Annotated in this window: 12 protein-coding genes and 1 CRISPR repeat array; of the genes, 4 read left to right on the top strand and 8 right to left on the bottom strand. The window is 55.8% G+C overall.

From position 1 onward, the window contains the following. Positions 1-602 precede the first annotated feature (602 nt). On the top strand, positions 603-1343 hold the full coding sequence (locus BM063_RS08340) for a thermonuclease family protein (protein ID WP_177199055.1): 741 nt from the start codon (positions 603-605) through the stop codon (positions 1341-1343). Positions 1344-1614: 271 nt separating this feature from the next. Here BM063_RS08340 and BM063_RS08335 read toward each other — a convergent pair whose 3' ends face one another. Next, a complete protein-coding gene (locus tag BM063_RS08335; RefSeq protein ID WP_092037851.1) occupies positions 1615-3042 on the bottom strand; it encodes a hypothetical protein in 1428 nt (475 codons plus the stop codon). Positions 3043-3211: 169 nt separating this feature from the next. Here BM063_RS08335 and BM063_RS08330 point away from each other — a divergent pair, with 169 nt between their 5' ends. Both BM063_RS08330 and BM063_RS08325 read left to right on the top strand, forming a co-directional pair. Further along, complete coding sequence (locus BM063_RS08330; RefSeq protein WP_092037849.1) at positions 3212-3970, top strand: NRDE family protein; 759 nt, start codon at positions 3212-3214, stop codon at positions 3968-3970. A 314-nt stretch (positions 3971-4284) separates the two neighbouring features. Next, complete coding sequence (locus BM063_RS08325; protein WP_092037847.1) at positions 4285-4842, top strand: GNAT family N-acetyltransferase; 558 nt, start codon at positions 4285-4287, stop codon at positions 4840-4842. 119 nt (positions 4843-4961) lie between these two features. On the opposite strand, the gene BM063_RS08320 is transcribed toward BM063_RS08325, so the two are convergent. Genes BM063_RS08320 through BM063_RS08305 form a run of 4 tightly spaced genes read right to left on the bottom strand, consistent with a single transcriptional unit; the run spans position 4962 to position 8959 of the window. Next, on the bottom strand, positions 4962-6059 hold the full coding sequence (locus BM063_RS08320; RefSeq protein ID WP_092037845.1) for a GerAB/ArcD/ProY family transporter: 1098 nt from the start codon (positions 6057-6059) through the stop codon (positions 4962-4964). Between the two features lie 38 nt (positions 6060-6097). Next, positions 6098-6340: a hypothetical protein gene (locus BM063_RS08315; protein ID WP_092037843.1), complete on the bottom strand. Its 243-nt coding sequence runs from the start codon at positions 6338-6340 to the stop codon at positions 6098-6100. Positions 6341-6342: 2 nt separating this feature from the next. After that, positions 6343-7461 carry a Ger(x)C family spore germination protein gene (locus tag BM063_RS08310; protein WP_092037841.1) on the bottom strand — a complete coding sequence of 373 codons (1119 nt, stop codon included), beginning with the start codon at positions 7459-7461 and terminating at the stop codon, positions 6343-6345. Position 7462: 1 nt separating this feature from the next. Continuing rightward, positions 7463-8959: a spore germination protein gene (locus BM063_RS08305; protein WP_092037839.1), complete on the bottom strand. Its 1497-nt coding sequence runs from the start codon at positions 8957-8959 to the stop codon at positions 7463-7465. Between the two features lie 152 nt (positions 8960-9111). On the opposite strand from BM063_RS08305, the gene BM063_RS08300 reads away from it, so the two are divergent. Then, entirely contained in the window at positions 9112-9780 is a 669-nt protein-coding gene (locus tag BM063_RS08300) for a protein kinase domain-containing protein (RefSeq protein WP_143085286.1), read from the top strand. 566 nt (positions 9781-10346) lie between these two features. On the opposite strand, the gene BM063_RS08290 is transcribed toward BM063_RS08300, so the two are convergent. The 3 genes from BM063_RS08290 to BM063_RS08275 all read right to left on the bottom strand — a co-directional run bounded on the left by BM063_RS08290 (position 10347) and on the right by BM063_RS08275 (position 13357). After that, positions 10347-11873 carry a YifB family Mg chelatase-like AAA ATPase gene (locus BM063_RS08290; protein ID WP_092037833.1) on the bottom strand — a complete coding sequence of 509 codons (1527 nt, stop codon included), beginning with the start codon at positions 11871-11873 and terminating at the stop codon, positions 10347-10349. 734 nt (positions 11874-12607) lie between these two features. Continuing rightward, entirely contained in the window at positions 12608-13027 is a 420-nt protein-coding gene (locus BM063_RS08280; protein ID WP_245752180.1) for a DUF559 domain-containing protein, read from the bottom strand. A gap of 15 nt (positions 13028-13042) precedes the next feature. Then, positions 13043-13357 carry a hypothetical protein gene (locus tag BM063_RS08275; protein WP_143085284.1) on the bottom strand — a complete coding sequence of 105 codons (315 nt, stop codon included), beginning with the start codon at positions 13355-13357 and terminating at the stop codon, positions 13043-13045. A gap of 835 nt (positions 13358-14192) precedes the next feature. After that, a CRISPR array of direct repeats spans positions 14193-15027; the repeat unit is 30 nt; unit sequence GTTTCAATTCCTCATAGGTAACCTACAAAC.

Below are 15027 nucleotides of genomic sequence, written 5' to 3'. Positions count from 1 at the left end.
GCCGACCGAAGAGCGGCACTGTCATCATATCCTGATGCGAACTCGTCTTGGTGATCTGCGTTGAATCAAAAACCCGGCTCCTAAGTCCGGAGGAGCCGGGTTAGAACTTATTTTTCAACCGCCGGCGATACCATTCATCCACGAGACAATATGCCGCCGCTGCCGCCACAACCTATCCCCTCTCTTCATGAAAGGCGCTTTTTCCCGATGCGCCTCCGCCGGCATGTATGACAATGTCATCCTAGGGGCGAAAAAATCTTTTGGCTGTTAAGTCGGGAAAAGAAAGAAAATTCCGCTTCCGGCGGCCATGACCATCCTCAACACTTATCATTATCCATGTGACAAAAAAAGCGGCCGCTTCTCTTTCATCCACAAGCATGGGGCCGTTTCTCCACCACCGGATCGCCTCCCGCAACAAGCGGAGGGATCCTTTAATTCGATTCAAATAAAGTAAGACCGGGAAAAGCGGAACATCCTCTTTCCCGGCCAAATCCGTCAAGAATTTAGTAAAAATCGATAAAATCATCGTGAAATCTATAAACTGAAATAGTATCATAGAAATGAAAGCGATCCGGCAAACCACGGCAGAAGGGAGGATTTCCTTGCGAACGTTCCGATCCTTGGCCCTCGCATTGATCCTGGTCCTGTCCCTCCAACCGCATGTCCACGCGGCGGGGGAAAATGCAGAGCGGGAACGCGCTTCCGATCAACCGCCGATCGGCCAGGAACCGCCCACCCAGCAGCTTCCCTCCCCCACCCAGCTGGAGGGCGAAGCGGTTCGGGTGATCGACGGAGCCACCATCGAGATCAACCTGCCTGATGGCCGGCGGGAGATGGTCCGCCTCCTGCAGATCGAGGTTCCGACGGGTTCCTGCGCACCGGAAGCCGCCGCTCTGGTCAGAAAGTTGGTGCTCGGAAAAACCGTCCGGCTGGAATTGGGAAATCCGGAACGAGACGGGGACGGCCGCCTTTTGGCATATGTCTACGCGAACGGGAAATCCGTACAGCAGGCCCTTCTCAACGAGGGACTGGCAAAGGTTGCCGCCAATCCGGGCAACGGCAAATACGCGGAACAATACCGGGTTTTTGAAGATCACGCCAAAACGCTGGAAAAGGGAATTTGGGCATCCGCCCCCTGCAAAAAAGCGGACCGGACAAAGGACTCCGTCGGGGAGAAAAAATCCCCGGAAGACGATTCCAATCCGGGAAGCACCCTGGAACAATCCAAATCCGGCAACAGCGGAGGCCGGCTGCCGAATACCGGAACGGATCACCCGACCCATGCCCTGCTCGGCGCCGGACTTCTCCTGATCGGTCTTCTCATGCGGCGAAGCGCGGCTTGATCATCGGGCGGGATTCCCGCCCTTTCAAAATGGGGAAACCCGCCCGAATAATACCACCTCATTTTTTTCTCCTTTATATAAATTTTATACCGGGAGGATCCATTCCTCCCGGTTCCTTTATCTGAAAGCCTTTGATCTTGGTCCCAAAAACCATTTTATTCAACTTTCCTCCCGAATCAATCCCTTTTTCCTCTTCACCAAAAAAAATTTATCTTCAGGATTTTGTCCCGCCGCGGCCACCCGCCGCATTCAAGCCACCTGCCTTTTCCCCTTATCCTCCGATGAGAATGGCCGTTCCTGTGGATAGGATCAGACCGAAAAGCACGGGGAAGAAATTTTTTCTCACCAGTTCGACGGTGGACACCCCCGTCAATCCTGCCACCGCCACCAGCGAAGACCAGGCGATGACGGTCCCTCCCCCGCTCCAGATCGCTCCCATTTGGCCGATGGCAGCCAACATGGCGGGATCCGTCCCGGAAGCACCCGCCATCGCTCCGGCCAGTCCGCCGGTCAGAGGCAGGCCGGAAAATCCCGAGCCGTCCAACCCGGTCATCATGCCGACGATCAACAAACCGAAGCCGGCCAGAAAGCGGTTGTCCGGTATGAGCGATTGCGCGCTGTTTATCAGATCAAAGAGGAAGGCGGGCGCGCGCTCCGGATCGGACAGGATCTGTCCGGAAAATTCCCCGTTCCCCAGAAAGAAAAAGCCGGCAATGGGAATGACGGGTCCCATCGCTTTGACGGCAAAGATCAATCCTTCCACCAAATGGTCGGCAATCCGATCCAGCGCCCGGCCTTTCCAATGCGCCAACGTGGCCAAAATCAGCAAAAGGGCCCCCACGCCACCGACAAAAGCGGCCCCGTCCTCCCCCTCCAGGCCGCTTCCGCCGTCCAATTTAGAGCGGATCATGACGGCCACAATGCCGAAGAGGGAAAGCGGAACCAACAGGGCAAACACGCCGGCCCACCGGCCCGGGGGACGCGCCTGCCGGGGGCCCTCTTCCCCCTTTTCCTGAACGCTGACGACGGACTCCCATTCCCGCTCATTGCAGGGGTCATCGGAGCGCCGTATCTTGGAAAACAAGGTCAGGTAGGCCAGACCGATGGACACCACGCCGGTGATGAGGGACAGCATCATCGCCTTATCCGCCACCTCCGACGCCGGGACGCCCGCGGCCCTAGCGCTCAACATCGGAGCCACCTGCATCACATAATCGGAGGACAGGGCCATCCCTTGTCCGGCGAGGGCGATGGCCACAGCCGCCCCCATCTTCGGAAGCCCGGCGCGAACCGCCGGAGGCACCAGCAGGGCGCACACCAGGGGAACCGCGGGAGTGGGCCAGAAAAACAGGGAGAGAATATAGGTCGCTCCCGCCAGAATCAAAAACGCCACATGTCCGTTCACCATCATTTTGCCGATGGGGACAACCATCCGCCGATCCGCCCCCAAATCGTTGAGGGAGCGGAGAAGGGCCACCATGAAGGTGATGATGAGGAAAATGCCGAACAGTTCCTTGGCAGCCACCATATTGGCCTTGAAAATCGCCTGCAATCCGCCCGCAAAGCTTTTCTCGTGCACCCAGGCGACCAGCAAGGTTCCGAGCAGGGCGGGGAGGACCACTCCCCGGCGAAACAGCATGGCGCCGATAATCGCCAGCGTCACCCCCGCATAGATCCCGTGGGCTGCGGTCAGTGTCATGGCAGATCCCCGCTTTCATTCAAAATATTAAAATAATGATCGATAAACCTTTCCGCTCGAACGCTGTCTCATGGTGTACAATACAGACAGACTCGGCTTTCACCCATTCCGCACTATCCTATTCATCCCGTCGCCCAAAAGTGTTACTTTCACCGAGAGGTGTGCAGTCATGTGTCTTATCCTTTTCGCCTTCCAAGCCCACCCGGATTACCCCTTGGTCGTAGCCGCCAACCGGGACGAATACTTGGACCGGCCGACGGAACCGGCCCGATTCTGGGAGGATCATCCCGACGTGCTGGCCGGGCGCGATCGGGTCAAAGGGGGGACGTGGATGGGCATCACCCGCAGGGGACGGTTCGCCGCCCTCACCAATTTCCGCGACCCTTTCGCTTCCGTGAAAAACAAAAAATCCCGCGGCCTGCTCGTGCGGGATTATCTGACGTCGGAGATTCCCCCCCGAATCTATCTGGAAAAGCTGTCAAAACAGCGCACATCCTACCCCGGCTTCAATCTGCTGGTCGGCACTCCCTGGGAACTGTGGCACTACTCCAACCAAAACGACAAAATTTCCCCCGTCGAACCCGGAATCCACGGGCTCAGCAACGCTCTTCTGGACACCCCCTGGCCCAAGGTGGTCAAAGGACGGGAACGCCTGACGGCCTGCCTTCGGAATCCGGACCCCTCCCTCCTCTTTGAACTGTTGGCGGATGAGGAACCTGCCCCTGACGAGCAGCTGCCGGACACCGGCGTCGGGTTGGAAATGGAACGTCTCCTCTCCCCCGCGTTTATCCGGATGCCCGGCTACGGCACGCGTTCCTCCTCCGTCTTGATCATCCGCGCAAAAGGGGATGTCACCTTCATCGAACGCACCTTTTCCCGGGAAGGGACAAGGGAGGTTTGCCACCGCTTTTCCATCGAAGCGGAGTGACGGCCTTTCTCCTGTTGCGGTGCAGAACCCCTTCGCGAAGAGGACAGCGGGAGGGAGAGCAAATCGGAATCCGGAACGGCCGGAGCGGCCGCGGACCGCGGCGCGGGAAGCTGGTCCGCATGTTTGACCCTTTCCACGCACACTGCCGAACCCCCTGAAACCCGTTGCCTGCCGAGCCCTTGACGCATTTTATCAGTTTTTCGTATCATCCTCTCAGTCCAACATTTTAGGGAGGAACGCCCAGTGATGCCGCCCATTGCCGCAAAAGTGTCGTCCCGCCGGAATTTTCCGCGTCGTAAAGGAGGCAAAAACGATTGTTCACCGGCGAAAAAACGCGATTGCGCGCCTTCAGGGAAGAAGACACCGACCGGTTTGTCGAATGGGAAAGCGATTTGGAAACCCGCCTGCTGATGGATGACGCAATCCCCTTCCCGCCCCAACCGGAGAAGCTCCGGTCTCTGCCGGAAACCCTGGGTTCAAAGGAGAATGCCTTTCTGCTTGCGGTGGAAACCCTGGACGGGGAATTCATCGGTTCCCTGGCCCTCTTCGACATCAACTGGCACCACCGCTTCGCCCGGATCGGCATCTCCATCGGAAAGCCCTATCAGGGAAAGGGATACGGAACCGACGCCATCCGCGTCCTGGCTGACTTCGCCTTCCAGCAGATGAATCTCCGAAAAATCAAGCTGACGGTTTTCGCCTTCAACCGACGGGCGATCCGCGCTTACCAAAAATGCGGTTTCCAGGTGGAGGGGATTCTGCGGGAGGAATTGTATCGGAACGGGCGGTATCACGACGTGCTGGTGATGGGCCTGCTCCGCTCCGATTTCGCACTGAAAGAGCGTGACTCTGATCTCAGCGGACAAAGCTAAGAGTAAGCCGGTTTCGCCCCCTGCGCCCGCAGGGGGCGTGCAGTTTCCGCAAAAAATCTGCAGGGGTTCCCCCCCGAAACCTGTAAGCTTCTCCCTTGTTCAATTCCGGAAAAAACGGATTAAAGGGACGCTTTCCTCCTCTTTTTTCCCATTCCCCGGATCCAGGTGACGACCAGCAGGAGAAGCGGCACGAACACCCCGAACAAGGAGGAATAGGGCGTCCAGTAGATGTTCACGCTCTCGGTGAGATGGACCTCGCTGGGGACAATGGTTTCGGCAAATATAATCATGGCGACCGCCAACGGGATGGAAAACAGGCGTGCGTCGGGAAGGCGCAACAGCGTTCGGAGTCCATCCAGAGCGAAAGCAAAGCAGACGATTAACTTGATCTGCACGCACGCGATCCAGGCGATCAGTGTCAGGGCTTCAATGCGCTCAATGACATCCGAGATCCCCGCTTGTTGCGCCAAGGCGTACAATGGATAAGTGAGATGGGCGGTCCATTCGGCTCCGAAAACCATCAGGGTGAACAGCATGACCAGCACCAGAAATCCCGTTCCCAGAAAATATGCCACGGCCATCCTCAGGAGAAAACGGGCGGTTTCCTCCACCCGAGGAAGAATCCACCCGGTCACGATGACCGTCTCCAGGAAAGGGAACCCGACGGCGGGATACGCTCCGGCAACAATCCGCCTCCATCCTCCGCCCAGGACCGGGAGGAGGTTTTCGGGGTGGAGCTTTCCGATCAGCAACAGAAAGGTCAACGCAATCACCACGATGACAATGAGGAGCAACATTTGGCTGAATCGGCCGAGGACTTCGGGGCCCAAGCGATAGGCGCAGACGGCGACGAGCAGAAGCAGGAGGTGAAACGCCCACAGGGGCGTCTCCGGCTGCAGCATCATCGTCTCGAACATGCCCACATCATTGGCGACGAGAACCCCGAGATGAACCGCGTAAAGCACATATCCGGCCCCCAACAGGGCTCCCGCATAAGGTCCCAGGACGGACAGGCACACCTCTATCAGGGATCGCCCTTGATGCTTTTGACACAAGGTAAACACCATCAAGGGAGCAAGCCAACCGACCAGGGCGGCAAGGAGGACGGACAACCAGGCGCCCTGTTTGGCCAGAGCGGTGATGATGACGGGAACATTCAGGATGGCTGTTCCCAGGATAAAGAGAAACATCACGGCCTGGGCTTGGACCGGAGTCATCAATCGATCCCTTGCGCTCGGTGCAGATGCGGACGATCTCACACCTCTCCCCCTTTCAACCAATCAAACAAGGGACGTGCCACAGGATCCATCAACCAAATCATCAGTTGGTTGAAATTGGGCAGCGGAAGGTCCCAAAATCGCAGTAAAACAAGCACGACATCCATCCCGTACAGCAGAGCATACCCCAGCCGCAGCCGGAAGGGTTTGGGGAAAGGATCCATTCTCCATTCCCCGATGGCAATGAGAATAAATGCGATGGATAGGGCGATTTCATACATCGTCATCTTCCTTTCGGATTTTCCCTGCCGCTGTGGAGCAATCGCACGTGGATTTCAATACGGAATTTCGCCTGCGGCCAAATCCGGTCGCTCCAATGTTCCTTCACCTTTTTCCAGTAAGATGGATGATACTGAGCCAACAGATTCCCCAATTGGCAATAATCCGCCCGAAACCGTTGGGATGTCCGCAGACTCCTCCGGATTTCGCCGGTCACCTCACGGGCAACCCGCCGCTCCAATCTCCGGAGGGAGGAAATCCGGCTGAAATCCTCCGACGAGTTGATTTCCTGGATATGCCCCTTCACCATGCCTTTTATCGTGAACGTGAGAGGCCGGAGCGAAGTCACTTTCGTTTTGATCTTCCCGCCTTCCAACCATACCGTGACACTTCCCCGTTTGGTTCGGATGATGTCCGTTCCGCTCTTCAACAGATTTTTGATCAAAAGATAACCCCGGATCTCCGGAAAATCCACGCGGCCCACCTTTCTCCCGTCCTTCAGCACGGCGGCCCCGTTAAAGGAAACATCCCCCTCCGTCTCCCTCGCCTCCACCAGCAGCATATCCTTTACCTCTCCGTATTTGACGAGCAACAAATCAAACATCGTCGTCAGGAGCGCCTCACCGGATTCATAGGATTCCTGATTGATCCTCCTCAAGACGAATCCCCCCAATAGGGGAGGCTCCACTTTTCGCTCCAAGAATCGGGCCGCGTCGGTTCCGGACACCAGCGCGACGACGATGTCCCGCCGCATTTCGTGATAGCGTTGGGCGACATCGAGCAAACGAAACAGGTTCTCCCGCCGTACCAACTTCTCGTTGATCAGGAGCATCTCCATGTGGGACCAAAGTCTTCGCCGGGAATCCCTCCGGCTGATGTTGCGAACGGCATCGAGAACGGAATACCCCTCCGCCTGTTTGACGTAATAGGGATGGGGGCGTTCCTGTTGACGAACCATTGCCGTGGGATCGGCGAACTGAATCGTCAGGCGGTAAGGTGCCTGTTTCCCGGGATCGACGGCCGCACCGCTGACGATCGAAAGTTGCTTGATGTCCCTCGCCGACCAGCACCCGCTTGTCAGCATGAGGATCAAAAACAGAGCCATCCACCACGGATACCGCACATCATCGCCTCCTCCGCCTGCCGAGAAGGGGTTTGTTTTTCAAGAAAACCGGTTGGCGCTGAACGAAGGGCATCGGAAAACGAATGAACACATCGCGCCAGTCACCTGAGCGACCGGGAACAACCGGTGACAGATAGGGAAACCCGAAGGATTTCAGGGATAAAAGGTGCAACAGGATCAAAAACGTTGCGATGATCAACCCGAAAATCCCGATAAAGGCGGCAAAAAGCAGGATCAGAAAGCGAAGGACGCGCAATCCGTAGGACAGATGGAAGGCCGAAATCGTGAAGGAGGAAAGGCCGGTCGTGGCCGTAACGATCACCGTCACCGGCGCGACCAGCCCGGCATTAATCATTGCTTCGCCCACGATCAAAGCCCCGACAATGCTGACCGCCTGTCCCGCCGGCGGAGGCAGGCGGATGCCCGCCTCCCGCATCAGTTCGAAGGACACTTCCATCAGAAAAATCTCCAACACCGTGGGAAGGGGTACCCCTTCCCGCTGGGCAATCAACCGAAAAAACAGCTCCGTGGGAATGAGCTCCGGACGGTACATCACGATCACGACGTAAATGGACGGCAAAAACAGGGCGAAAAAGGCGGAAATATAGCGGACGATCCGGATGGCCGAAGCCGGAAGGAAGTGAAAATAATAGTCTTCCGACGGATGCAGCAGATCGAACAGCGTCGTGGGCGCGATCAAGGCATAGGGGGAGCCGTCGGTGAGAAGAATGACCCGACCCTCCAACAGGCTGGCCACGACCTTGTCCGGGCGCTCCGTATAATATAGCTGCGGAAACGGGGTCAAAGGGTGATCCGCAATAAGCTGCTCCAGATTTCCCGAATCAAAGATGAATTTTTCAATCCTTTGAATCCGCCGGCGCACTTCCTCCACCAATTCGGGCCGGGCAATCCCGTCGATATAACAAAATGCGATCCGGCTCTTGGCGACTTTGCCCACTTTTATCATTTCGATCCGAAAGCGTTCCGTGGCCAATCTTCGCCGGATCAGACTGATCGAATCAATGATCGATTCATTGAAGGCTTCATGGGAACCGCGGATCACCACTTCCGTGATCGGCTTGGAGATATCCCGGCGTTTCATATCTTCGACGCACGCGGCCAGGGCTTCGCGCCGACCGTCCATCAAGATGACGGCAAAACCGTCCAATAACAGTTCCAACAGCTCAGTCTCGTCCAAGATCCGCCGGACATCCCCCGTGTGAATGCACCGGAGGAGATCCTCCCGGGCCAATCCCCGTTCCGCCGCCTCCCTGTTCAGCGGCGCAATCACATCCCGCTCCAGGATATCCTGATTGCAAAGGCTGGACAAAAAAGCGACCGCCAGCTCCGCTTTCCCCGAAATGCGGCGAATCGTCAAGTCGTGGGAAGAAAACAGTTGCTCCAGATTTCTCAGATCGCGCTCCAAATGACCCGTCAGCGAAAAATCGACGGTTTCCGACGATCGGGCGGAACGGCCCCTTCTCCGGAATAACCTCATGGAAAATAACCCCCCGTTATCCAACACTTGGTTATTATCTCCGCATCCTTGCCTGGGTATGTAGAAAAGAACATCAATTGAACGTTTACGTCATCGCCGCGGCGGGAAAGCGAATCTTGGACTTCCATTCCAACCTAGAAAGGGGATCCGGCATGGCTCAAACGGATTTCACCATCGATCCGGCCATCGTGGAGCACCTTCGCTCCGTCATCGCCAGCGGCGGGATGGATCGCCGCTATCCTCTCCTCGGGGAAGGATTGAACGGCAAAGTTTATGAATTTGAAGACTATGCGGTCAAAGTGTTCAAGCCGGATGCCGCCGAAAGAAAAGACGCGTTCCTGTTGTCCCGCCTTTCCGGGCACGCCTCTTTCCCCCGGGTGCACTACCGGGAGGAAGGATGGATGATCGTGGACAAAGTAAACGGTCCCACCCTGTGGCAAGCCCTTCAGGGGGGCGAAAAGCTGAAGGGCCGTCTGTACGATCAGATCGAGGAAGCCGTGGAATACTGTTACGCCCGGGGCATCATCCCCGATGACCTCCACCTGAACAACATCATGGTGGACCAAGAGGGGCGGGTAAAAGTGGTGGACGTGGGTCGCTTTTTCCGTGCCCAACAGTCGGCCGCCCACAAAGAGGCGCTGGCGGAAAACCTGGAAATGGTGAAATACTGCGGCCTGTTCCGGTTTTTCTCCTCCTCCAGACGGAAGCGCCCGTGGTTCTCTTCCGACCGCCACCGCCGCCACAGCCACAGCGGCTCCTCCCCACGCAGGCACCATCATTCATCAGACCGGCCCTGGCGGCGCAAAAAATCCTCCTGGTAAACTCGATCAAAAAAAGCCTGGTTTTTGGACCAGGCTTTTTCTGATGCCGCTGCCCCATCCGATCAGGAAGCGCCTCTTTTATCGCAACCATGAGGAATTTGCCCCGCAAATCGGTACAAAGGATTGCAAAAGCGGATAGCTTTTCAAACCCCTTCCCCATTCCTCAAATGCTTTGTTCCCATTTCACATCCCCTAATTTTTGATCACCCATCTCGGCCGAGTATGGACGATTCCCAACCGACCGGCCGCTGGCCGGTCTTTAACTTGAGCGGAACTACAATGTCGGGCAGTGTTCGGGCTGACCTCTGTCTGACGGATGCGATAGTGACTATTCCGTCCATGGGGTCTTGGCACAGTTACAAGCCCGAAACGGTGACAGGATGCTTTTTGCGGATCGGCGCCAATGTTTCAAAGAGGGTCAACCTTTGGACCTTCTCCTTCCTTATCAAAATGAAAAGAACCGCATCCATCTCGGAAAAGAGATGAACGCGGTTCCCACAATGCATTGTCGCGTGATAATGAATCCCCTCAATCTGCTGCGTGAATCCGGAAACATCCGGCAACCTTCACTCCCAAAACTTGCGGTCCAGCACCCGATACTGGATCGCCTCGGCCATGTGCTCCTCCCGGATTTTCTCCTCCCCCGCCAGGTCGGCAATGGTCCGCGCCACCTTAAGGATGCGGTCGTGGGCCCGGGCGCTGAGTCCGAGGGAGTTGAAGGCCGCCCGGAGCAGGCGGCGGGACGCATCGTCCAGGGGACAATGGCGGCGGATGTCCGACGGTTTCATCCCGCTGTTGGTCGGGTTCGCTCTCCCCCTGAACCGTTCTTGCTGGATTCGCCGCGCCCGGTTGACCCGCTCCCGGATCGACGCGGAACGTTCCCCCGGCTTTGTGGAAGTGAGGGTTTTGAAGTCCACCCGGGGCACTTCCACGTGGATGTCGATGCGGTCCAACAAGGGGCCCGATATTTTGGACCGGTACCGCTGCACCTGGAGAGGGGTGCACGTGCAGGGCCGATCCTCCTCCCACCCGAAAAAGCCGCAGGGGCAGGGATTCATCGAACCGACCAGCATGAACTCCGCCGGATAGGTGAACACCGCCCGGGCGCGGGAAATGGTCACCTCCCCGTCCTCCAGGGGTTGGCGGAGCACCTCCAGGGCGCTCTTGGAAAACTCGGGCATCTCATCGAGAAACAGCACTCCCCGGTGGGCCAGCGACACTTCCCCCGGCTTCGGGATATTGCCGCCCCCGATCAACCCCGCCTGTGAGATGGTGTGATGGGGGCTGCGAAAGGGACGCCGGGTGATCAGCTTTCCACGGCCGCCGAAAAGCCCGGCGATGCTGAAAATCTTGGTCACTTCCAGGGATTCCTGGTCGGTCATCTCGGGCAGGATGGAGGGAATGCGCCTGGCCAGCATCGTCTTGCCCGATCCGGGCGGACCGATCATGAGAAGATTGTGCATGCCGGCGGCAGCCACCTCCAGAGCCCGCTTCACATGGAACTGGCCTTGAACATCGGCGAAGTCATCCAGGGCGGGCTCCTCCGCCTCCCCGGTTTCCGGCTCCGGAGCCTGTGGCCGGGTCTCCCCCCGCAGCACCAGAACCGCCTCCCGCAGGGAACCGACGGCGAGCACCTCCATCCCCTCGACCAACCGGGCCTCGGAAGCATTCTGCCGGGGAAGCATCACCCGGCGAATTCCCCGCTCCCGCCCCGCGATCACCATCGGAAGCACTCCCGTCAGCGGGCGGAGCGTGCCGTCCAAGGCCAACTCCCCCAGCAGGAGGAGACCCTTCGCCGGTTCCAGGGGAACCTGGCCGCTGGCCCCCATCACGCCCAATGCGATGGCCAGGTCAAACCCGGACCCCTCCTTTTTTAAATCCGCCGGGGCCAAATTGGTGGTGATCCGCTGGAGGGGAAACCGGCCGCCGCTGTTTTTGATGGCCGACCGCACCCGTTCGCGGGATTCCCGCACGGCGGAATCGGGCAATCCAACTACGTCAAAAGCGGGCAAGCCATTGTGGATGTCCACCTCCACCTCGACGATGATCCCGTCAATGCCGTAAACCGTCGCACTGTGCAGCTTCGCGTACATAAAGCCCTCCGAAATAAAAAAACCATCAGTTCAAGAAAGTATAATTCGCTCCCGGAATTGGCAAATCCTTCCCTTCAAAAAGCAAAAAACCGCATGCCGCAACATGCGGGTCTGTCTGTGCCAGAGACCTTTTTGGCTGCAATCTTTTGATTCGCTGACGACGACTTGCCGAATTGGAGATAGCATTACCCCGCCCGGTTTATGTGGACGTTCGTTGAAATCAAAAGCGCGTCTATATCGATCTCCATCTATTTCTCTGAAGATATGGGCCGCGTTTTTTATCTCCAAACCCCCTCACCCGTATGCTACTGTAATATATTTAAACTTTAAAGGAACATACGTTTGTGTTATAAAAATGAGGCGGTGGCACTGGATCTCGGAAACAAGCTATGGGAAGGTCATCAGGTGATCCTTCCCGAAATTGGATCTTTGGATCGCAGGCAGAAAATGAGAGAGTATCAGCCGGCAGAGCTGATAGAGCACGAGATCGAGAAAACCAGCCGCCTTATTTCTTGGTCCAAGGCGCAAGAGCGGCCATCACTTTGATCTATGCTGAACGATACAGCCCCAAGCGGATCACCGGGGTTGTCGTTCGGCTCGACCCGATCAAGCGGTGGTTGATTCTTCAAAGCGAAGAGGACCGGAAGACGATCCCTTTGGCCCAAATCATCGGAGCGGAAGAGGAATCAAAACGGCACCCGGTTGGGGGGCTCTTTTTTCGAACTTTTATGACGTCATCGACTCGATTTTCCATTCAATCCTCGCGATAACCTTTGGTAACTCACCGTTGATTTGCTTGCCCTTCGCCCGTATATTGACCAGCCGTTCTTTCGGAAATAGCGATCCTTCCTCCGATCGTGTCTCTTCTGCTCCGGCGTGCTGTGGTACTTTCTCCCGTCGCATTCAATCGCAAGGCGGTAATCCGGTAAAGCGATATCAATCCGATAGGGACCGCACGGATACTGCGTGACCACCCGATACCCCCGTTTGACCAGTGCATTGTACAGCCGAAGCTCGATCCGGCTTTCGGTACGGGCACGGTAATACCCGATCGGATCGGTGATCCGCCACCGCAAGTCCCGCAAAAACCAAAACACACGGAGGCCCAAATATGCGGCTCCCAGCACCATCAAAGCGGTCAACACATTCTCCACATCCCCTACATCCTCCTAAGCCGCTTTTTTCTTTTTCGTCCGGTGGTTGTGCTGAATCGCTCTGATCTTCACCCCCAGCCAAATCAAAGTCCCGGATACGCCCACGCAGTATACATGAAACAGCAAGCCCTGAATCGCAGGGGTGGCCAGATCCGCATAGAAAGAGTACAGCGAAGCCAACAAATGGGACAAACCCACCCCCACCACCAGCCACCAGGGGATGAGAAGAAACCGCCCCGGATTTTTCCCCTGCATCTCAAACCATCGAATACAATGTTTGGCCCACCCTTGCACATACGCCACATAACTCAGCCACACCGAAATAAGCACCAACATCGACCCCATGAAAAACGAAGAAACCTGCAGTCCTTCCCGCAAGCTGGAAGGGACCATCAAAGCCCCCAAGAACATTAATCCAAAGCAAAAGAAAAATATAAATTGCTCACGCAAAGCTTTCCAGTGCTCCTCCAACGACCATTGCTTTCTTTTGTGCTTTATTTTGATCCTCTCCCTTCATGTGTGCTTGTTGCTCCAATCCATAATTTCAATATTCCCTGTTCGTTTGCGCAATGGACCGCTTTTGGCATAAAAAAGCCCTTCGTGGGAGGGACTCACAGGCTGCGCCGTTATTTGTCCGGGACTTGGCGGTGGAGATTCCGTTCCGGTCCCCAGGCCGCCTAATAAAAGGCTTGGGCTTCGGCTCGGGTCGCGAAGTCGGAGCAGTCTCGGTCGGGGCCTTTAGGGTTATACGGTCCAGTATAACCCGCATCCGGCTTCTTTTCGGCTCCATCCTTGCACCACTTGTCCTTGTTGAATCCTTCATCCGTCACGTACCCCGGACACTGCCAGATCCCGAGCTTCTTCTCCCTCGCGAATCTCCGGCGGAACTTGTAAACTACCCCACCCGGGCAAGCCGTTATGGATGTCGACTTCCACCTCGACGATGATCCCGTCAATGCCGTAAACCATCGCCCTGTGCAGCTTCCCGTCATAAAGCCCTCCGAAATAAAAAACGGCGACTATTGGTGCTTTAGCCTAGTTTCAATCTCTCATAGGTAACCTACAAACGTTTCTGAACCGCAACTGAGACTCAGGAAGTATTTCAATTCCTCAAGGTAACCTACAAACCTTATCTTTATGCGGGGGTTGATACTAGAGGGAAGTTGTTTTAATTCCTCATAGGTAACCTACAAACTTTCCAGTGCAATGTGTGTAACGTGTTCGGCGAAAGGTTTTAATTCCTCATAGGTAACCTACAAACCACTTTCTCTTTGAAATTCAACCACCGCCAAATACTGTTTCAATTCCTCATAGATAACCTACAAACTCCGGGACGCATTCTGGTCTATGAATAAATTGTTGTGGATGTTTCAATTCCTCATAGGTAACCTACAAACGAATTTAATTCCAGTTATTCGCTCGATTTTCTGCCGGTTTCAATTCCTCATAGGTAACCTACAAACAAGGCCATCGATCACGCGCAGGAGATGGTGGACTCTGTTTCAATTCCTCATAGGTAACCTACAAACGAAATGGTCCAGCATGGTTTCACGATGGAAAAGGTTCGCGTTTCAATTCCTCATAGGTAACCTACAAACGGCGGAAGTCACCGAAGGGCTTGAAGAGGCCAAGGAGTTTCAATTCCTCATAGGTAACCTACAAACGAAATGGTCCAGCATGGTTTCACGATGGAAAAGGTTCGCGTTTCAATTCCTCATAGGTAACCTACAAACGGCGGAAGTCACCGAAGGGCTTGAAGAGGCCAAGGAGTTTCAATTCCTCATAGGTAACCTACAAACATCCTTCTTTTGGGAACGCCCGAGGGTTTTATAAAAGTTTCAATTCCTCATAGGTAACCTACAAACAAACTACTGTACCAAAGATGGTACAGTAAAGAGGAAAAAGGTTTCAATTCCTCATAGGTAACCTACAAACCATGATGCAGACGCTGTATTTAGGCTCCTGTCCTTGTTTCAATTCCTCATAGGTAACCTACAAAC

This window comes from Planifilum fulgidum (genome assembly GCF_900113175.1).
In the GTDB taxonomy this organism is placed as follows: Bacteria; Bacillota; Bacilli; order Thermoactinomycetales; family DSM-44946; genus Planifilum; species Planifilum fulgidum.
The sequence above is the reverse complement of the archived record's forward strand: the minus strand, read 5'-3'. Positions and strand labels throughout refer to the sequence as shown.